The sequence below is a fragment of the Streptomyces qaidamensis genome, from assembly GCF_001611795.1.
GTDB classification, from domain to species: domain Bacteria; phylum Actinomycetota; class Actinomycetes; order Streptomycetales; family Streptomycetaceae; genus Streptomyces; species Streptomyces qaidamensis.
The window spans coordinates 5297279-5316829 of record NZ_CP015098.1 but is presented as its reverse complement, the minus strand read 5'-3'; the positions used below and the strand labels follow the sequence as shown (position 1 = coordinate 5316829).

Here is a 19551-nt window from a genome sequence, read left to right as displayed (position 1 = left end):
CACGGGTGTTCACCCTTGCATCGGGCACCCGTGGGCGCCTCATTCGCAATTGCCACGCACGCCTCTCACGATCCCCACGCAATCCACCAGTGGCCCTCAAAGCGCCACGTCCCGCCCCTGATAGCTTCGTTCCCTGTCGCGTACACCGAAACTCACGGGGGAGATCAACTGTGGCCCGCCGCGCACTGACCACCACTGCCACAGCGTTCGCCACGGCGGCAGCGCTGCTTCTGACCGCCTGTGGCGGGGGCGATGACGCGTCGTCGGACGACATCAAGGGCGCGGGCGACAGCTCCCCCGGCCCGACGGCGTCGAAGACGTCCGCGGCACCCGCCGTCAAGCGCCCGGTCATCAAGCTCCCCAGCAGCTTCCAGCTGACCTTCGAGAACTGGACGAGCAGCGATCCGGTGAAGCAGGCGGTACTCGACGACGGCAAGGAACAGCTCCGCGCCGGGTACGAGGCGATCATCGAGAACGACCCCGACAGCAAGAACCGTGCCTTCTACGACACGAAGAACGGTTTCCTGCAGAGCCGGCAGTGGATCAAGACCTACACGGACAAGAACCTGACCGTCATCGGCAAGTTGCCCGTGTTCGACCCCAAGGTCACCCTCTCCAAGGACAAGGCGGCGGCATCCCTCTCCTACTGCACCGACGAGAGCAAGGCCTCGACGAGGAACCGCAGGACAGGTGAGGTCAAGGGCAACCCGGCGGGCACGGACCCCGAGGTCTTCTACGTGATCTCCATGGGCAAGAGCCCCCAGGGTGTGTGGCAGGCAGTGTCGGCGCGCTCGGAGCGGGGTGGATGCCCTCAGTGAGGTCACACGCCGCCCGACCGCTGTTGGTGCTCTCGCTCACCGGAGCCCTGCTCGCACCCGTACCCGCCGTCGCTCTCGGCGGCGAGGGCAGCTACGGCGGCGAAGCCAAGAACGACGAGATATCCGCTTCCGCCTCGCACTCCCGCATCAAGGTCACCCAGACGAGCGGCCCAACCGGCGGCCAGCAGGGCACCGTCGCGTCGACGGACGTCAACTGGAAGCCGCCGCCGTGCTGGTACGAGCCCGTCTTCACCCCTGGGCAGCTGAAGGACTTCTCGGAGAACGACGGCAGCGGTGACGCCGGGCTGCGCGACGGCTGGTACGGATCGGAGCTCTGGACCGACCACTTCCGGGACGAGAAGGACGCCACCACCATCTTCACGAAGCCGGCGACCGTGAAGGGGTACAAGAACTACAACCTCGGCAAGAAGGGCTACTTCTGGCGCGGTGTCGCACCGAACGTGACCGAGCTCGACGACACGACCCTGTGCAGCCGGCTGATGTTCTGGCAGGACGCGGGCGAGATTCCTGACGTGCCGAACGCCCCCACCCCGGAGGTCCTCGCCGACTACGCCTACGACAAGGTCAAGGTTCCCAAGACCAAGGTGGAGTTGAAGCCGGCGGCCAAGTCGACGGTGAACCTGCCGACATGGGTCTGGCTGGACAAGGGCACGTTCAAGGACGTCAAGGTCCGGGCGGAACTCCCTGGTACGGGCCTGTGGGCGGAGACCACCGCCAAGCCGGTCGCCCTCCACCTCGACCCGGGCACCGAGGACGCCGAGGTCTTCCCCGCCTCCGGCGACTGCGCGATCAACGACGACGGCTCCATCGGCACCCCGTACACCAAGGGCGCCGCCGACAAGACCCCACCGTGCGGCATCCGCTACCTCCACGCGACCGGCGACGCCCCGTACCAGCTCTCGGCCAGCGTCACCTGGCAGATCACCTGGGAAGGCTCCGACGGCACTGGCGGCGACCTGCCCGACGGCACCTTCGAGACCACCCAGGACATGAACGTCCAGGAGATCCAGTCGATCAACCGCTGAGTGACTCCAGCGGCGCGTGACGGCGAAGGTAGGGCATGATCGAGGAACCCCGGCGCTACCGGGTCGAGTTCGCGAGTGGCACCGCCGCCTCGGTGGCGAAGCGACGCTCCTTCCGTGACCTCGAACGCAACGACATCGAGCCGGACCTGCCCGGCTGGCCGGTTCAACCGCCCTTCCGTGTCCGGGGGTTCTTCGGCAAGCTCGGCGTGTACGTGCGGTCCGCCACCATCAGGCTCCTGCTGCTGCCCCTCATCGTCATCGCCGACGCCCTCGGCAGCCCGGTGTGGCCTCCAGAAGCGCGGCGAGCCGGAGGAGCGCGAGAACGAGATCGAAGACTTCCCCGTCATGTGGGCGGGCGAGGGCGAGACGGCCCGTACGCTGCCCTGGCAGCTCGACCCCTCCCGGCGGTCCTGGCGCACGATGACCGAGATCGAAGTGGCGGAGCCGGACGGGCTGGTGCGCATCTGGTCGTACGAGGACACGATGCAGGGCAGCCGGCATCTCTCCTGGGGTGGTGGCGGGAAGGTCCCGGGATCCGAGGCTCTCCTCTGGACGCTGCCGCGGAGTGAGATCGTCGGCGCGGAGATCAAGCGGTTCAGCTTGGACGAGTCGGACTTCAGGGTCTCCTTCCGGGACGGTTCGTGGGTACGGCTGACGAGTTCACGCAACGGCGCCCAGAGGATCGTCGCTCTGCTCGGTCAAGGGATGCCTGAAAGCGACCCCGCACCCGCCCTGCCGTGAACTACCCCGTTCGCAACCGCCATGCCACGGGCGCTCAGGCGCTCGTCGTCAGGGCTTCGAGTGCCTGGTCGTAGGCACGGAACGCCGCTTTACCCTGTTCGGGGGTGCCCGCGTCGGGGCGGAGGAGGGCCGGGAGGTGGGCGACCCGCCACATCCTGAAGACCAGGGCCGGGGCAGAGCGCCCCGTCTCGCCCACGAGGTCGGACGCGAGTGTGAGGGCATCGACGATCCTGGCCGCCCGCCGCCCGACGTCCCCGCCGGACACGATCGCGGCGGTGACGAGGGCCTGCAGCAAGTACGTCATCTGCAAGTCGGCCGCCATGTGACACATGCGCCGTACGACGTCCCGCTGTTCGAGGTCCTCCAGCCGCGGCGGAATCCCTTCGACCGCACCCGACCACAGCAGCAGGGCAGGGGCGGTCACCTCGTGCTCACGCAGGTAGCCCAGTTCGTCCGCGATGGCCATGGTGGCCGGGGAGAAGCCACCGATGTCGCGAACGAGGTCGAGCAGCCGGCCGACCTCGTCGCGGCGGCGGCTCACCAGTTCGCCGACGGAGGCGGCACCGACGCTCCACGTCCCGGTCGCCGACACCGCACCGATCTCCACGATGCCTCCGAGTGGCCCGAAGACCTCACGAGCCAGCACGCTTTCCGGTACGGGAGTGATCTGACCTGCCACTACGTCATGCCTCGCATCCGCTCAGAACTGTCCCATCATGTGCTGGATGACCGCCTCACGCTGTGGGAGCGCGCGGGGGGACCCCGCGTTGAGGATGTCCACTCCCTCCGGCGTGTCGACGAAGTACTCGGGCTGCCTTCCCGCCGGGCCGCTGTGTTCCCGCAGCACGGAGTCCGCGAAGGATCGCGGCACTTCGGTCCGCACCACCACACCGTCCGGGCCGGCGTACTGCGTGGCCGCCCTGTTGAAGTCGTCCGTCAGATACACCCCGGCGTCCGGAGTGTATTCACGCTGCAGATCGTTGGACCGCCCAAGCGAGAAGTCGTTGCCCGTCCAATTGCGCGAACCATGGTAGAGGACCACCGTGTCCTCATCGCATGCCATGAGGCCGAACGGATCCACCTGGCGCAGCGGATTGGTGACATATCCGTAGGGGTCGGGGGCGGGTGCCAGACCGAGCGGGTCGAGAGACGTGTAGCGCGCAGTCTCGGGGTCGTAGTGGCGGTGGTAGTTGTAGTGCAGGCCGGATTCGAGGTCGTGGTACTGGCCGGGAAACCGCAGGGGCGTGTACCCGTTGCTCCGCCTGGGCCAGGAGGTCGCTCCCCACACGGTCCGCCGTGCCCGCCAGGCCACCTCGCCCTGAGGATCGACGAGTTCGGTGGGTGACCCGATCAGGTCGGTGACGACCGCGAAGAACCGGGAGTCGACCTCCTCCTGCGTCGCGGAGTTCGTCAGCCGCTCGGTCTGGGTGACGGGCCGCAGGCCGTCGTAGTCCCAGGTGAGTGTGACGGGGTGCGGCAGCGCCGGGTCGGCGGCGGTCTGCTCGGCCAGGGAGGTGCCGTCCCAGGTGAAGTCCGTCCGCTCCACGGCCGTTCGGCCGTCCCCGGCGAGGCGTTCCTTGGCGATGCGGCGGCCGAGGGGGTCGTACACGTACCGCCACCGCGTACCGTCCGGTGTCACCACGGAGGTCAGCCGGTCCTCGGCGTCCCAGTCGTACCGCCAGACGTCGGGCTTGCGCGACAGCCGGGTCTTGCGGCGCTCGACGACCCGGCCGGCGGCGTCGTAGCTGTAGCGCACGGCCCCCGCGCGGTGCAGCCGGGTGCCGGTGTACGAGCGCTCTCCCGCTGCGTCGTCGATGCCCGGGTATCCGGACCAGGACGCGGAGGTGATGTGTCCGGCCGCGTCGTAGCCGTAGCTCTCCGCCCTGTCGCCGCCCTGGAGAGCCCGCACGCGCCCCATGGCGTCCGTGTCGACGTCGAAGGTCGTCGGGCCGTCCAGGGCGTCCGTGAACCGCTTGAGGTGACGGTCCGCGCCGTAGCCGTACGTGCGGTGCTGAACCTGCCTGCCCGCGGCGGTCCACCGCTGCTCGACGGGACGGCCGAGGGTGTCCCGTTCCTGTGTGAAGCACAGCCCGTCGTCGACCGAGCGCTCGATCTCCTGCCCCGACCGGTCGCGTACGAAGTCGACCGTGTGGCCCGAGCCGCTGAGCCGGATCGTCCGTCCGACGGCGTCGTAGTCGTACCGGGTCCGCGCTCCCGACGGTGTGACCCGCTCCACCCGTCGGCCCATGGCGTCGTAGGACGAGAGCAGAGTGCGGCCGTTGATCCGTTCGGCCGTGATCCTTCCGGCGCGGTCACGGTCCATGCGGAGATCGCCGCCCGGCCCCGAGGCGTGCACGAGACGGCCTGCCTCGTCATATTCGTAGGCTGTGGCGACGCCGTCGACCGTCTTGCCGCGGAGCCGCCCCGCTGCGTCGTAGCTGTAGTCGACGCGCTGTCCGGCCGGGTTCAGCCGCTTCTCCAGCCGGCCTGCCGGGTCGTGGGCGTACTCGGTGCGCTGATCGTCGAAGTCCGTCTCGGCGACGAGGCGGCCGGCGAGGTCGTAGGTGTAACGCCACTGGGAGCCGAGCGGGTTGCTCACCTGCTTCAGGCGCAGGGAGGCGTCGTACTCGAACGCGTAGCGGCCTCCGTCCGGGCCCGTCTGGGCCGTGAGCAGGTCGAAGGGACCGTACTCGAACGTCGTGCGCGCTCCGCCCGGTGCCATGTGGGCGGTGCAGTTTCCCTCTCCGTCGTAGGTCCAGGCCTCCTCCGCACCGTCGGGGCCCAGTACGCGTGAGATGCGGCCCTCGACCGTCCACCACAGCCTCGTCGTGTGCCCCAGGGGATCGGTGATGCTGCTCAGCCGTCCGAACGAGTCGTACGTACGGACCGAACGCTCGCCCAGAGCGCTGACGGTCTGCGCCTGGAGGCCGGCGGGATTGCACAGCACCCGCGTCGTGGCACCGAGGGGGTCGGTGACCGACAGGAGACGTCCGTACGCGTCGTATGCGAACCGGGTGACGGCCCCGTCCGGGGCGCTGGAGCGGACCCGGTTGCCCCGCTCGTCGTAGGCATGCTCCCGGACACCCCCGTCGGGCTGCACGATGCGCGTCGGCAACTGCAGCGAGTCGTACTCCACCGTGACGACGCCGTCGTCCGGCAGCGTGACCCGCGTGGGCTTTCCGAACGCGTTGTTCTCGTACCGGGTCGTGTTGCCCAGGGCGTCCGTGCGCGACAGCAGGTGATGGTGCCTGTCGTACTCGGTGCGGGTGACGGCGCCGAGCGGGTCGATCTCCGCCACGACCTGGCTGTGGTCGGTGACGACGAAACGGGTGACGGCTCCGTCTGCGGCGGTGTGGGTGGTGACACGGCAGCCGGGCCAGGCGGGGTCGGTGCCGTCGTAGCTGAACGTTCCGGTGAGGTGCCCCGCCTCACCCCCCTGTGAGACGCATCGGTCCTGAGCGTCGTAGGTGTACGCGTAGCGCCGCTGGTTCCGGTCGGTCCACGAGGTGACGCGCAGGCGCTCGTCATAGGTGAACGTCAGGGCCTGGCCGGACGAGTCGACGACCTCCGCCAGGTTGCCCCCGGTGTAGCCGAAGCGCCGTAGGGTGACGTCCCCTTCCTCCGCCGTTCCGCGCAGGCTCAGCGCGGTGACGCGGCCGTCCTGGGTGGCGACGGAGACGTGGTACCCGCCGGAGTGGCGCACGGCCACGGGAGCGCCGGCCTCGTCGTAGTCGAAGGTGATGGTGTTGGCGTTGCGGTCGGTGACAGCCGTGATGTGAGCCGGCCCGTCCGCGCACGGAGCGAAGTGACGGGCGAGCCCGGTCAGTGGATCGTCGACGCGGTAGGTGCCGTCTTCCAGCACGAGCAGTGGCAGGCGGGGGCCCGTTTCGGGCAGCCACGGTCCCTCGGCCGGGCGCCGGCGCGGGTAGACGAGCAGCATCCCGTCTTCCGTGGCGAAGATGATCTCATTCTCGCCGATCTCAAGACGCTGGTCGAGGGTCGACGCCCACGTGGGGCCGAACCACCAGCCGCAGCGGTAGTCCGAAGCGACCCGTCGCGTGAACACCAGGGGCAGGGTGCCGGGGAGCGAGACGTCGGTCTCCGCGAGGAACATCTCGCCCGTGGCCACGTCGACCGGGTCACCGCAGCCCCGGATCTTGCTGCGGAGCCGGCTGTAGGCGCCCTTGGCGCCGTCCGCCACGGCCGTCCTGGCGCTCTTGCCCAAGCCCCTGACGCCCTGGGCCATGCCTTTCAGGCCGACCTTGCCGAAGGCCTTCGCCCCCTTGGCGAGGCCGCCGAGGGTGGTCAGGCCCTTCATGCCCGGGATGCAGTCCAGCGCGGCCAGCCCCACATCCCATAGGGACGCTTGGCCTTTCGAGTATTTGTAGAGCGTGTCGGCGAGCACCACCGCGGCCGCGATCAGCACAATCGCGCCCAGGATCGGACCGCCGATGATCATCGCGACGATCCCGACGACCGTGACGACGACCTTGCACACGGCGACGATGGTGTCCCAGTTGTCTACGAACCAGTCGCCGACCTCTTCCCACCACGACCGGTTCTGAATGCCCGCGTCGGAGGCCTCGTCGATCTTCGACTTGGCCTCGCGGGCCGCCTCGTCACGCATCGCGCGCGCATCCGCGGCCATCTTCTTCGCCGCGGCCAGCGCGTCCTGCGCGTCGGAGACGTCCGACTGGGCCTTGGACTGGGCCGACTTGGCGTGCTGGACGTCCCGGGTCGCAGCCCGCACCTTGGCCTCATCGGGCTTGTCGGCGCCTTTGCTGCCGGTCGGGTCGTCCTTGTACTTGTCCGCCTCCTTGCCGGCCCGCGTCACCCACGAGTCGGCCGAGGTGAGACGCGACTGGGCCGAGGAAAGGCTGTCGCGCGCCTCCCGGCCCTTGCGCAGCGCCTTGTCCGCCAGCGACTGCGCCCGCTCCAGCTTCGGCCAGAAGTCCGCCAGCGCATCCCCGCACATCTCATAGGACTTCTTCAGCTTCTTGAGGTTCTTCGGCACATCCGCGAAGTCCTCCTTGAAGACATCCGCCGACTTGCCCGCCCACTCCAGGAGCGTGCCCTCCCCCGCCATGCCCTTGACCAGACGCAACGCGTCGGAGACGTCGTCGGCGAAATCGTGCAGATGCTTCGCAAGCGTGCGCACCCGCTGCGGATCACCAGGCGTCGGATCCTTGTCCAAGTCCAGGACATGCCAGTCCGAAGGCCTGTGCCCCGCCATACCGCAACCCCCGTCACGCGTACACCAACGTCAACAACCGTATGCACACGTGAACTTACAAGGCACAGTCGTTCGACGGAAAGATCGGGCCGGGGTACGGTTCTGCTGGGATCAGAGTGCCGGACGTTGGGGGGGACTGCCACATGGGCAAGGGCAAGAGCGACCTCGCGCTCCCGCTGACCGAGCTGGAGAGCTACGGGCGCCGGCTGCGGTCCATCAAGACCCGTCTGAATCACACCAAGAAGCTCTTCGCGTCGTACAGGGACGACATCGGCGACGGCAGCGTCAATGACGCGCTCGACGATTTCGAGTCCAACTGGGAGGACGGGCGCGAGGACATCACGCAGCAGTTGGATGCGCTGGCGAGTATGTCCGATGCCGTCGTGCGCGAGTTCAAGAAGTTGGATGACGAACTCGCCAAGAAGGTGAACGACGCCATGAAGACCGAGGACAAGCGGGGCGGTAAGGGCGGAAAGGGCAGCGACGGCGGTAAGGGGGATGGCGGGGGGAAGTAGACCGCCGCCGCCGAGAGACGCGAAGGGCCCCGGATCCGGAGATCCGGGGCCCTTTCCTGCGCGTTCGTCAGGAAGCGACGGCCGCGTTGAGGTGCAGGTCCGCCGCGATGCCCTGCGGCGAGACGGCGAGGCCCACGCCGCCGCCGACGCCGGCGGTCAGGCCGACGGCCGTGGTCTCGACGTAGAGACCGGCTGCGGCGCCGGCACCCGCGGCAGCACCGCCCGCCTGGCCGCCGGCGATGGTGTCCAGCTCGGCGTCGGACATCTGGGCGGTCTGGATCTGCGGGGTGAAGGCCATGGAAGGCGGTTCCCTTCGTTCAACAATTCGAAGTGCTCGAGCGCGACTGATCAAAGCACGCCGGAAGAAGGGGTGGCCAGTCAGTGCCCGGCCCGTGGATATGGATGGGAGTGGTTTTCTGGGCGCGCATTCATGGGTGTGACTATTCGGTCACCCGGGACCTCGTGGTCTTCACATCTTCTGCCACTACGCGGTGCGGAAATGCGTTCCGCAGCACAAGAAAGGAGTCGGCCTCGGTTTCTGCCGGCCCCGTCACGACCTCCCAGTGAACGGTGTGCAGATTCGCAGAATGTTCCGGATCGGCTCAGCCGACCTCGTTCTGCGCGACCGCCTGCCCGTGGACCACCACGTCGCCGCCGTAGAACATCCCCGTGAAGACCGGGGAGTACGTGAGTTGCACCTCGACCTCGACCTGCTCGGCGTTCGCCGCCACGCAGTGGGTCGCGCCGATGTCCGCGCCCGTCATGTCCATCTCGCGGGCGAAGGCCTTCACACGGGCGTTGCAGTTCTCGAAGTTGATGGGGGCGGGGCCGCCCTCGTTCTCGTAGAGGGCGTCGCGGTCGATGTCCTGGGCGGCGTAACGGGCGGCCTGTTCGGCGATGTCGGCGGCGCGCTCCCGCTTGGAGATGGACAGGCCGCCGTCGATGACGAACGCGGACAGGGAGAGGAAGACGAGGGTGAAGATGATGACCGCTCCCGCGCCGGAGCCACAGTCGTCCAGACGCGCGCGACGGGCCGCCCACCACGAGGGCCATGAGGACCGAAGGTGTCTCATGCCGACCTCCGGAACGGGTCGAGCGGGGAGCTGAAGCTCGATGACAGGGTCGTCGGGACGTCCAGGCCGAGCATGGCGAGGCCCCGCACCTGGCAGCTCACCTCGACGGTGAAGATGGTGTCCGGTTCGAAGCCCTGGCTGGTCTGCGTGACGGACACCGGGCCCGAGCAGACGTCCGCGAGGTTCGCCTCCGCGGCCTTCTTCGCCTCGGCCATGGCCGTCGCGTGGTCCTTCTGGATCGAGCCCGCGCGGGCCGCGTCCCGGGCCGCGCCGTCGAGCGCCCCGCGGCCGTCCACCAGCTGGCCGAAGGCCACCAGCACCAGGATGAACAGGATCATCACCGGCGCGAGGATCACGACCTCGACGGTGGACAGGCCACTGTCGTCCGCGGACCGTCGGCCCTTGAGGAGGGACGTGAGGAGGGAAGGGAAGGACATTCAGTTGCCCTCTTCCTGAACGAACCGCTCCACCGGCCCCACCGACTGCGCGTGCACCGTCAGGTCCAGTCCGGGGAACACCGTCGGGACCCTCGCCGCGATCTCCACGCCCACCGTGTTCTGCTCCGGCTGCACCATCGTCACGTCCGGGGACAGGACCAGTTGGGGGCCGAGCTGGCTGATGTAGCTGTCCACCACGTCCCGCGCCTCGCCCCGCCACGCACCCGGCTGTTCGTCGGCCGTGGCGCGGGCCTTGCGGGCTCCGGCCTGGGCCGCCGCCTGGGCCACGTGATCCGCGAAGAAGTACAGAGCGAACTGCACCGTCGCGAAGATCATGAAGAACAGGACCGGGGTGAGCAGCACGAACTCGATCGCGGTCATGCCAGAGTCGCCGCGGGCGGCCGCACGTTCCCGTGCGGCCCGCACCCAGCGGCGTGCCCGTCTGCCCACATCTGCCGGCATCCCGTGAACCCCGTTGCTCCTGATGCTTCTGACGCTCCCGAGCGCGATCAGCAGGTCTTGCCCGCGTCCGCACCCTTGATGCAGTCGCCGACCTTGGTGGCGCCCTCGCTCAGCGCGGCGTTGATGATGGCGGCCACAACCCCGACGATCGCCACGACGACCGCGGAGATGATGACCCACTCGACCGCGGAGGCACCGCGGTCCAGCTCGTCGGAGCGGGCGCGCTCGGTGCGGGCCTGGAGGAAGGTGACCAGGAAGTCCACGGCGGGGATGCCGGTGTGGAAGGTGCGTCCGTTCATGACGTCTTGTCCTTTCGAAATCGGTTCACGGAGGTTCTGGAGTTGTGAAGGTCGCTCACTGCGAGCTCACCGCAAGGCTCATGCACGGCTCACTGCACCTGGAACACCCGCATCGCCGCCGGAAAGATCAGGAACACCAGGAACCCGGCGCACAGCAGCAGCTGCGCCACGAGCATCGACTGGGACTTCTCGCCCGCGCTGCCCTCGATCTCGGCGAGCTCGCGGTGCCGCATGGTCTCGGCGCGGGAGGCGAGGGACTCGCGGACCTTGGCGCCGTCGTCCGCGACCAGGGCCAGGGAGGCGGAGAGGTCCTTGAGTTCCTCCACGCCGATCTCCTCGCCGAGCGCGCCGAGCGCCTGCCACTGGCTGACGCCGGTGATGCGGGCGTCGGACAGGGCGTTGCGGATGCGCTGGTTGGCCCAGCCGTCGGAGATCTCGGCCGCCGCCATCAGGGCCTCGGGCAGACCGCGGCCGCCGGCGAGGCTCATCGACACCAGGTCGAGGTAGGCGCCGATCACGCGCCGCAGGTCGCGTCGCTTGTCGGCCGCGTCCCGCCGGACCTCCAGGTCGGGCAGGAAGAAGAAGACGACCGCGAAGAGCAGGGCCAGCCAGACCGGGATGATCGGGCTCCTGCCGAAGCCCAGCGTGTAGACGATGGCGAACAGGAACGGGCCGAAGAACAGGCCGGCCACGCCCAGCAGCACCTTCGTCGCCAGGAACTTCTCCCAGCTGCGGTCCAGCACCGCCAGATCCGCGCGCAGCGAGCGCTGCTCCCAGCCCTGCTGGAGGTAGAACTCCGAGACACGCAGGCCCACTTCGGCCCGCAGGGCGCCCAGGCGGCCCTTCTCCCGCTCGACGCGGACCGATTCGTAGGCCGAGCCGCGGGCGCGCATGGCGTCGATCCGCGCGACCTGGGAGATCGCGCTGCGCTTGCTGGGCATGAGGGCGCGCACGAGGGCGTAGATGCCCAGACCGATGACGGCGCCGACGACGAGCGGCATCGTGAGATCCATCAGCGGGCCCCCTCTTCCTGCGGCAGCCGCTGCTGGGACTGCGGCGCCCCGGACGGCGTCCTCGGGCGGACGAACTGGACGGAGGCCTCGTCGCGGACCAGGAAGCGCTCGGGCGTCTCGATGGTGGACAGCTTGCGCAGCCACCAGAAGCCGAGCGCGAACAGGCCGCAGACACAGGCCAGGACGAGCTGGCCGACGGCCGTTCCGTACGGCTCCACGAAGTCGCGGTTGAAGATCGACAGGCCGAGGACGAAGGCGATGGAGACCGCGACGACGATCTGCACCGACCTGCGGGTCGAGGCGCGCTGGGCCATGACGCGCTGACGCATGTCGACCTCCTCGCGGGCCGACTTGGCCAGGGCGCCGAGGACTTGGCGCAGACCCGGGCCGCGCAGCCGGGCGTTGAGGATGAGGGCCGCGACGATGATGTCGGCGGAGGCGTCGTCGATCTCGTCGGCGAGCTGCTGGAGTGCCTCGGGCAGCGGGGTGCGGGCGCGCAGCCGGTCGACGAGGGCGTCGAGGTGGGGGCGCAGGACGGGCGCCGCGGCGCGGGCGGAGGCCGGGATGGCCTGCTCCAGACCCACGGCGCCGGCGATGGTGTCGCGCAGGGACTCCGTCCAGGAGGCCAGGGCCTCCACGCGGCGCATGGCGGACCGCTCCTCACCGGCGCCGCCGAAGAGGCGGTCCCAGAAGAAGACGAGGACGCCGGCAGCGATGCCCGCGACGGCCCAGCGGGTGAGGACGAGGACGACCAGGCCGACGATGGCGGCGAGCGAGCCGCGCTGCCCGGCGAAGCGGATCAGTTCGCTCGCCCGCTCGGCGGCCTTCTGCTTCTCGTGGTCGGGCTTGGCGGGCAGACCGCGGACGGCGATGAGGAGGAGGGCGAGGCCACCGCCGACGGCGACGCCGCTCCCCATCGCGTACAGGACGGTGGTGGAGAACAGGCCGCCCATGGAGCCGAGCGAGCCGATTGCCGCGAGATTCGTGTTCATCCCCGGCTCACCCCCAGGTCCCGGACGGCTGGTAGCCGTGTGCCATCAGTTCCTCCAGGCAGGCTATGGGGGCGTGCGGCACGATCCGGCCGTCGGGGGCCTCCGCGAACACCTCGCTGGACAGCACCCGTCCGTCGACGCCGTTGACCTCGCGGACGGAGGTGACCATGCGCTGGAGGCGGCCGCCGTTGCCGAAGTTGTTGCGGCGCTGGATGAAGACGACGAAGTTGACCGCGCCCGCGATCAGCATCTGGCTGGCCTCGATGGGCAGCCGCTCGGTCGCCTGCAGCGCGTAGGTGGAAATACGGTTGAAGACCTCGTGCGAGCTGTTGGCGTGGATCGTGGACAGCGAGCCGTCGTTGCCCTGCGACATGGCGTTGAGCATGGTGACGATCTCGTCGCCGAGGACCTCACCGACGATGACCCGGGAGGGGTTCATGCGCAGCGAGCGGCGCACCAGTTCCGCCATCGAGATGGTGCCCTGGCCCTCGGAGTTGGGCAGGCGCTCCTCGAACGCGACGACGTTGGGGTGCAGGTCGGGGAAGGTGTCGAGGCCGAGCTCCAGGGCCCGTTCGACGGTGATGAGGCGCTCGTGCGGCGGGATCTCGTTGGCGAGGGCGCGCAGGAGCGTGGTCTTGCCGGCGTTGGTGGCCCCGGCGATCATGATGTTCTTGCGGGCGCGGACCGCGCAGGCCATGAAGTGGGCGACCTCGGGCGACAGGGTGCCGTTGCCGACGAGGTCGGAGATGAACACCTTGCCCATGCGCGCCCGGCGGATGGACAGGGCGGGGCGCCGGGTGACGTCCATGACGGCCGACAGTCGCGAACCGTCGGGCAGGCGCAGGTCCAGCTGCGGGTTGGCCGAGTCGAAGGGACGCGAGGACAGGCCGGAGTACGCGCCGAGCACCTGGATGAGCTCGATGAGCTCCTCGTCGGTCTCGGCGACGGGGTCGCCCTGCACCTCGCGGCCGTCGGCGTAGCCGATGAACACTTGGTCGCAGCCGTTGATGTCGATGTTCTCGACGTCGGGGTTGTCCAGCAGCGGCTGGAGCCGGCCGACGCCGAACAGCGCGGCGTGCACGGCGGCCGCGTACTGCTCCTCGGTCTCGGCGTCCAGCGGCGTACGGCCCACGTTGATCTCGGCGCGGGCGTACTCCTCCAGGATCTGGGCTATGACGGCACGGGCGTACTGCCGTTCGTCCTCCGTGGACATCGGAGTGACGCCCGCGGCCTGGTCCTGTCGGCGCTGCTCGGCGATGCGGTCGCCGGCGTCCTGGCGGAACCGCTTGACCAACTGGTGGTCGACAGCGGTCATGCGCCGGCCCCCGCGTGGCCCTGCATCTGGCCCGGGGCGTGCGGGGCGTGGTGGGCCTGCGGTGCCTGATTGGCCTGCGCGGAGGCGGCCCAGGCGGCGCCGTACTGCTGGTAGAGGTCGGCGGCGACCTTGCGGGCCGAGCGGATCAGCAGCGACTTGTCGAGACGGCCGCGCTTGCGGCCGGCCAGCTGGTCGGCGCCGGCCGGGTCGTCGGCGATGGTGCCGACCACGCGGGCGCCGGTCTGGGCGTGCACGAGCATGTCGTTGACCTGCGAGGCGAGCTTTCCGGCCGTGCCGGTGTCGGCGATCAGGACGACGCCGATCATCGGGGTGCCGAGGCTCGCGGCGCCACGCGATCCGCCGTGCAGCTTGCCGGCGAGGGCGGCGGCGCGGTCGCGGACACGGGCGAGGGCCTCCGGCTCGGTGCGTGAGATGAGCAGCACGAGAGCGGCGTGCGGGAACAGCTCGACGGCCGGGGTGTCGCCGCTGATGCGTCCGCAGTCGGCGATGACGTCGGCGGCGGCGTGCGGGGAGTCGGCCAGGGAATTGAAGGCGTGCCCGAGGGTCGGCCACAACCCCGCCAGTCCGGCGGCCTGTTCGGCGATCCCGAGCCCGACGAGGACCTCAAGACCGCCGCTCAGCGGCTGGACGTGGTCCCAGAGCTGGTCGGGCACGAGGCCGCGGCGCGCGGTGGCGGCGATGGAGAGCATGCCGGTGTTGGGGTTGAGCGGTCCGCCGTGCGCGGCGGCACTGCGGTAGACGAGGTCACCGCCCGCCGGGTCCGCCTCGGCGAGCAGGACACGCCGCGGCCAGACCGCCGCGAGGGCGACGGCCGCGGTGGTGACACCGGGGGAACCCTTGTCGGCGGCGAGAGCGATGAGCGCCATGGGTTGGGTGCCGCCTTCTAGTTGCCGGGGACGTGCACGATGGCGACTTCGTTCGCGGCCGCCGCGGAGGCGAGCGCGGCCGCGTCGGCCTGGTCGACGAGGAGGGTGAGCGACAGGTTGCCCGTGCTCACGGTCGCGTCGTCGTCCGCCGCGACGGCGTTCACGCGCGCGTTGTCGACGAGGGCGCCGCCGGAGGAGGTGCCGCTGGAACCGCTGTTGCCCTCGGAGTTGCTCGAACCGGAGCCGGTGGAGCCGACGCGGTAGGCGGAGACGGTGTCGCCGGCCTTGATGTCCGCGGGGTACGTGCCCTCCTTGAGAGCGAGCCCGACGGAGGCCTTGCCTGCGGGCAGGCTCGCCTTCTTGGCGAACATCTGGCCCATCACGACGGTGTCGGCGTAGATCGTCGACTTGGCCTTGAGAGTCTTGAGCGTCTCCAGCTGGGACCACTTGACGTAGTTGATGCTGTCGTCGGCGGCGACCATCACCGACGTCGCGTTGTCTTTGGTGACGGCCTCTCCGGCCTGGATCTCCTTCGTCACCTTGACGACCTCGACCCGGTTCCCGACCTGCAGCACGAGCATCGTCACGCCCAGCGCGCCCACCAGGATCAGCAGCACCGCGAGCGCGGCCAGTGCCGGTTTGCGCTCGCGAGGCGGGGTGGGAAGCCGGTCGCCGACCGACGGCTGAGCCGGAACGGCAGAACGACCTGCGCCCGCCCCCGTACGCTCTTGGATCTTCACGCAACCGCTCCCCGTACACCCAAGAAGATGTCTGTCATGTGCCTTCAAATTCGGACACTTCACCCGCGTCGACCCCCACCGAGAAGTGCGGGACGGGCCGGACGTACCCGCCCGACCTGGGCGAATAGCCAGCACTGGGGGTGAGTGTCAAGCCATCGCACCGTATCAGCCGCACATAAGCCCCTCAAGGCGCGTCCGGCCCCATGGGCCGCAGGCTGCGGCCTGTTATCCATCTGCAACGTCCTACCCGCCCAACCCGTCCGGGACCAGCGCCACATGACGTCAGCACCTGTGCGCGAGCGAATCGCCACGGACTCCAACCGATCTCGCCAACAGGCTGGTTCGTCACCTGTCGGCCATCAGGCCTGCACGATTCACTCACGAAGTCTGGTGTGGGACACCGCCTGATCTTGACCTCGTGAGGGTGACGCTTCATCGAACCGCAGGCGGACCTGCCCCACTCCGCCCCCGGTAGGGCAGCGGGCAGGGGCTCCTCCGGAGAACCGGCACAGCCGCAACCGGGCGACCTGTAGCAGTCGCGAACGGCCGAGTAGAGTGCCGCGCGGACGCCGAACGGACCGCGGGGGACTCACCGGTGAGAGCAGTCACGACCCACTACGCCCGCACAGCGGGGATACGGGCAACGGGCAACAGCCGCGGCCGCGTTCTCGGGCTGCTCCTGACCCTGTGTGCGCTGACGGCCCTCTTCGCAACCGCCACACCCGCCGACGCCGCGAACACCGAGGACGCCGCCGACACCCCCACCCGGGCCGCCTACCTCGCCGACCGCCTCCGCGACAACCCGGTCCACGTCTCCGACCAGCTCCCCCGCGAGGTCCCCCGCTCCACCGCCCCCGACTTCGCCCGGATCGCGAAGAAGACCGGCGTCCCGACCTACGTCCTGGTCCTGCCCCTGCAGACCGGCGCGGACGGCCGGCAACTGCTCGGCGCGGTGCACGACCGGCTCGGGCGCGACGGGCTGTACGTCCTGTTCGAGGGGCCCGACATCGCGGAGGCCAGGGCCTTCGGCGTCGACGCTCCCGCTGACGCCGCCGTCACCGTCACGCAGTACGAACTCCCCTATGACGCGGGCCCGTTGCTGAGCTTCGAGCGCTTCGCCGACGTCATCGCGCAGGGCGGCGAGAAGGCCACCGCCCGCGCCGAGGCCGCTCGCGAGACGCACCCGGACGACGAACCCGCCGAGATGTACATCGGCCCGTCCGACCGCCAGAACCAGTCGTTCATCACGGGCATCCTGCTCACCGGCGTACCCCTGTCGATCCTGCTGCCGGCGGCCTACGCGGGGCGCGGGCGTCCGAAGAAGCCCGTCCTGCGCCGGTCCGTCTGGGGCGCGGCCGTCCTCTCCGCCGCCGCTGTCACCCTCACCGCCACCGTCGTCTTCGACCAGACCCGGTCCAGCGCGGCGGAGCCCCCCACCCCCGCCGACCTGTCCGCCCGTGTGGAGCGGGTCGCGGCGGGGCTGAAGCAGGACCCGGTGTACGCCGATCCGGAGAGCCCGCGCGTCCTCGACGCCCGTCAACTGGACCGCCTGCACGAGCGGATCCGGGACTTCCGGCGTTCCGACGGCGGCGGCCCGGTGTACGTCTCCCTCGTGCCGCAGACGCCGGAGAGCGAGTCGGCCGGCGACTCGGGGCTGTTCGCCGCGGCGGTGCACGCCAAGGTGGGCGGGGACGGGGTGTACGTGGTCGCCGACCCGGCCGACGGCACGATCGACGTCTACAACCACGGCCTGCGCCTGGACGGCAACCGCCTCTCCTTCGACGTACCGGACTCCGTCACGCTGGGCGACAGCAGGGCCGACGAGGCCGGCGACCACCTCCTCGGTGAGCGCCTCGACGCGCTGATGACCTTCCTCGACGACACCCCGCGCACCGACCGGCCCTGGTCCGAGCCCGCGCCCCCCGCGGCGCCGAGCGCCACCGGCGAGACCTCCCTTCCGCCCCTGTTCTCCACGGACTTCTGGCCGGGCCTGTTCGTGGGCGCCTTCGCGGCCCTGCTGCTGTCGAGCCTCGTGGCCGGGGCGACATGGATCGTCCGGGGCGTGCGGCGGCGGCGCTCCCCCGTGCCCGAGCCGTCCGGCAGCCTGCCGCTCACCGCGCCGACCGAACCCTCGGTGTCCTACCTCCGGCGCACCGCCCACGCCGAACTCACTGCTCTGACAAGCGGGTTCAGCGACCCGGGCGATCGCGACCGCGCCTGGGACCACCTCGACGCCGCGCTGCTCCTGGTCGACGGCGACCCCGGGCGCGTCCGGCAGCCGGGGACGGATGCCTCGACCCTCGTCGCCGTCATCGTGCTCGCGCGAGCCGGCCGTGCCGCACTCGCCGGCGACCCGGCCGACCTGTGCTGCGGCATCAACCCGCTGCACGGCCCCGCCGCCCGCCGTCACCACGTCCGCGTCTCGGCCGAGGGCAACAGCCGCCGCCTGCTTCCCGTCTGCGGGCTCTGCGGCGACACGGCCGTCGCCGAACCGCGCGGCATCCCGGGCCGGTTGCTGAAGCTGCCCGACCCCTCCCTCGGCAACACCCGCTTCCCCTACTACGACGTGACCGACGGCCCCCTGACCGCCGTACCGCAAGGAATCGCCCGGCTCATCGACAAGGTGAGGGAGACCGCAGGTGTCCACTGAAGTTGACCAGGGCGCCGCGAAGCGCGTGATCACCGCCCTCGCGGCACTGCTGCTGACGGCGCTCGCCACGACGGGCAGCGCCATCGCGGCGGACGGCGACGGCCCGAGCCCCGGGCAGCGCATCGCGAACGCCCTGCGCACCTCGCCCGTCTACGTCGACGAGGCCTACGCCGATGCCGTACCGCCGTCCCGGCAACGGCAACTGGCGGACCGCATCCGCCGCACGGGCCTGCCCATCAAGGTCGTGCTCACCCCGCTCACCAAGGGCGACGCCTTCGACGGCGACTCCGACCTCCTGGCCGGGACGGTCCGCGACCGGCTCCCGGAACGGCGCGACCTCGTCCTCATCACGTCGGACAGCGACTTCCCCGACTCCCTCCAGGGCTACGAGTGGCCCGGCGACACCCACCAGGCGAGCAGGGCGGTGGCGGCCGCCGGGTTCCTGGACGAGATGCGGGACGCGGGACTGGCGGACCTGACGGCGAAGGCCGTGGACCTGGTGGCGGAGGGCAAGGGCGAGCAGCGCTACGAGGAGGCGATGAGCGACCTGGGCGGATCGGCCCGCCCCACGCAGTCCGGCTCCGACTCCGGCTCCGGCTCCGGCTCCGGCTCCGGCATGACCGGCTGGTGGCTGCTCATCGCCGTACCGGCCCTGGCCCTGACCGCGCTCGCGACCCGCGCGGCCCTGCTCCGTTCCCGTACACCCGACCCGGCCGTCCCTCAACTGGTGTTCACCACGGCCCGCGCGGCCGACGAGGCGCGGGTACGGCGCCGTGCGGAGGCGGAGGTACTGGCGCTGGGCGAGGCGACCCAGGCCGCCGACGTGGCCGCGACCCCCGGTCTCCAGCAGGCCCTCGACGCGTACGCCGCAGCAGGCGCGGTCCTCGACGAGGCCCGGGGCCTGCCGGACCTGGCCGGCGCCCTGGCCCTGGCGCAGGAGGGCCGCGATGCCCTGGCCGGCTCTCCCGGCCTTCCCCTGTGCTTCTTCAACCCCCTGCACGGCCGAGCGGCCCTCCGCACCGGCTGGCGTCCGCTCGGCCGCCGGGACCGGCTCGACGTGGCGGTGTGCCAGGAGTGCGCGGACGCGCTGCGGGACCGCCGCGCCCCGGAGGTGCTCCCCGACACGGACGAGGACGGCCGTACGGTGCCCTACTTCGAGATCCCGGCCGGGCGGAGCGCGTGGGCGGCGTCCGGATACGGCTCGCTGATGCCCCCGTCGGCCGGGCTCGCCAGGGCCCGTTGAACGGGCACGGCTCCCTGGTGCCCGCGCCGGCCGGTCTCGGCAGGGGCCGTTGATGAACCGGGCGGACGGTCCTCGCGTCGCCGCAAC

18 protein-coding genes are annotated in these 19551 nt (G+C 70.4%); 6 read left to right on the top strand and 12 right to left on the bottom strand.

Translation table 11 applies throughout. The annotated features are described in order from the left end of the window. The first annotated feature begins 170 nt into the window (after nucleotides 1-170). The 3 genes from A4E84_RS23640 (at nucleotide 171) to A4E84_RS23630 (ending at nucleotide 2605) form a co-directional block, all read left to right on the top strand. Nucleotides 171-818, top strand: a complete 648-nt coding sequence (locus tag A4E84_RS23640) for a hypothetical protein (protein ID WP_062928505.1) — start codon at nucleotides 171-173, stop codon at nucleotides 816-818. Next, a complete protein-coding gene (locus A4E84_RS23635) occupies nucleotides 806-1864 on the top strand; it encodes a hypothetical protein (protein WP_062928504.1) in 1059 nt (352 codons plus the stop codon). Before A4E84_RS23640 ends, A4E84_RS23635 begins: the two co-directional genes overlap by 13 nt. Before the next feature lie 345 nt (nucleotides 1865-2209). Next, nucleotides 2210-2605 (top strand): hypothetical protein, encoded by a 396-nt coding sequence (locus A4E84_RS23630; RefSeq protein ID WP_062928503.1) that lies wholly within the window; start codon nucleotides 2210-2212, stop codon nucleotides 2603-2605. 34 nt (nucleotides 2606-2639) lie between these two features. Here A4E84_RS23630 and A4E84_RS23625 read toward each other — a convergent pair whose 3' ends face one another. Then, nucleotides 2640-3212 carry a hypothetical protein gene (locus tag A4E84_RS23625; RefSeq protein WP_159029615.1) on the bottom strand — a complete coding sequence of 191 codons (573 nt, stop codon included), beginning with the start codon at nucleotides 3210-3212 and terminating at the stop codon, nucleotides 2640-2642. 93 nt (nucleotides 3213-3305) lie between these two features. Next, a complete protein-coding gene (locus A4E84_RS23620; RefSeq protein WP_079129087.1) occupies nucleotides 3306-7838 on the bottom strand; it encodes a DUF6531 domain-containing protein in 4533 nt (1510 codons plus the stop codon). Nucleotides 7839-7981: 143 nt separating this feature from the next. Between A4E84_RS23620 and A4E84_RS23615 the strand changes: the two genes are divergently transcribed. Next, nucleotides 7982-8353: a hypothetical protein gene (locus A4E84_RS23615; protein WP_062928500.1), complete on the top strand. Its 372-nt coding sequence runs from the start codon at nucleotides 7982-7984 to the stop codon at nucleotides 8351-8353. Between the two features lie 67 nt (nucleotides 8354-8420). On the opposite strand, the gene A4E84_RS23610 is transcribed toward A4E84_RS23615, so the two are convergent. The 10 genes from A4E84_RS23610 to A4E84_RS23565 form a co-directional block, all read right to left on the bottom strand. Further along, complete coding sequence (locus A4E84_RS23610) at nucleotides 8421-8651, bottom strand: hypothetical protein (protein WP_062928499.1); 231 nt, start codon at nucleotides 8649-8651, stop codon at nucleotides 8421-8423. 304 nt (nucleotides 8652-8955) lie between these two features. Further along, complete coding sequence (locus A4E84_RS23605; RefSeq protein WP_062928498.1) at nucleotides 8956-9426, bottom strand: pilus assembly protein TadG-related protein; 471 nt, start codon at nucleotides 9424-9426, stop codon at nucleotides 8956-8958. Beyond that, nucleotides 9423-9863, bottom strand: a complete 441-nt coding sequence (locus tag A4E84_RS23600; RefSeq protein ID WP_062928497.1) for a TadE/TadG family type IV pilus assembly protein — start codon at nucleotides 9861-9863, stop codon at nucleotides 9423-9425. Before A4E84_RS23600 ends, A4E84_RS23605 begins: the two co-directional genes overlap by 4 nt. Continuing rightward, on the bottom strand, nucleotides 9864-10325 hold the full coding sequence (locus tag A4E84_RS23595; RefSeq protein WP_062928496.1) for a TadE family protein: 462 nt from the start codon (nucleotides 10323-10325) through the stop codon (nucleotides 9864-9866). A 47-nt stretch (nucleotides 10326-10372) separates the two neighbouring features. Then, nucleotides 10373-10624 (bottom strand): hypothetical protein, encoded by a 252-nt coding sequence (locus A4E84_RS23590; RefSeq protein WP_062928495.1) that lies wholly within the window; start codon nucleotides 10622-10624, stop codon nucleotides 10373-10375. An 89-nt stretch (nucleotides 10625-10713) separates the two neighbouring features. Further along, on the bottom strand, nucleotides 10714-11637 hold the full coding sequence (locus A4E84_RS23585; protein ID WP_062928494.1) for a type II secretion system F family protein: 924 nt from the start codon (nucleotides 11635-11637) through the stop codon (nucleotides 10714-10716). Further along, nucleotides 11637-12590 carry a type II secretion system F family protein gene (locus A4E84_RS23580; RefSeq protein ID WP_062931574.1) on the bottom strand — a complete coding sequence of 318 codons (954 nt, stop codon included), beginning with the start codon at nucleotides 12588-12590 and terminating at the stop codon, nucleotides 11637-11639. Before A4E84_RS23580 ends, A4E84_RS23585 begins: the two co-directional genes overlap by 1 nt. A gap of 46 nt (nucleotides 12591-12636) precedes the next feature. Beyond that, nucleotides 12637-13944 carry a CpaF family protein gene (locus A4E84_RS23575; protein ID WP_062928493.1) on the bottom strand — a complete coding sequence of 436 codons (1308 nt, stop codon included), beginning with the start codon at nucleotides 13942-13944 and terminating at the stop codon, nucleotides 12637-12639. After that, a complete protein-coding gene (locus A4E84_RS23570) occupies nucleotides 13941-14831 on the bottom strand; it encodes a hypothetical protein (protein ID WP_062928492.1) in 891 nt (296 codons plus the stop codon). The genes A4E84_RS23575 and A4E84_RS23570 overlap by 4 nt, the downstream gene beginning before the upstream one ends. Before the next feature lie 17 nt (nucleotides 14832-14848). Continuing rightward, nucleotides 14849-15571: a hypothetical protein gene (locus A4E84_RS23565; protein ID WP_062928491.1), complete on the bottom strand. Its 723-nt coding sequence runs from the start codon at nucleotides 15569-15571 to the stop codon at nucleotides 14849-14851. A gap of 595 nt (nucleotides 15572-16166) precedes the next feature. Here A4E84_RS23565 and A4E84_RS23560 point away from each other — a divergent pair. Next, on the top strand, nucleotides 16167-18221 hold the full coding sequence (locus A4E84_RS23560) for a hypothetical protein (protein WP_062928490.1): 2055 nt from the start codon (nucleotides 16167-16169) through the stop codon (nucleotides 18219-18221). After that, complete coding sequence (locus A4E84_RS23555) at nucleotides 18211-19464, top strand: PIN domain-containing protein (RefSeq protein WP_062928489.1); 1254 nt, start codon at nucleotides 18211-18213, stop codon at nucleotides 19462-19464. Before A4E84_RS23560 ends, A4E84_RS23555 begins: the two co-directional genes overlap by 11 nt. Nucleotides 19465-19551: the final 87 nt, after the last annotated feature.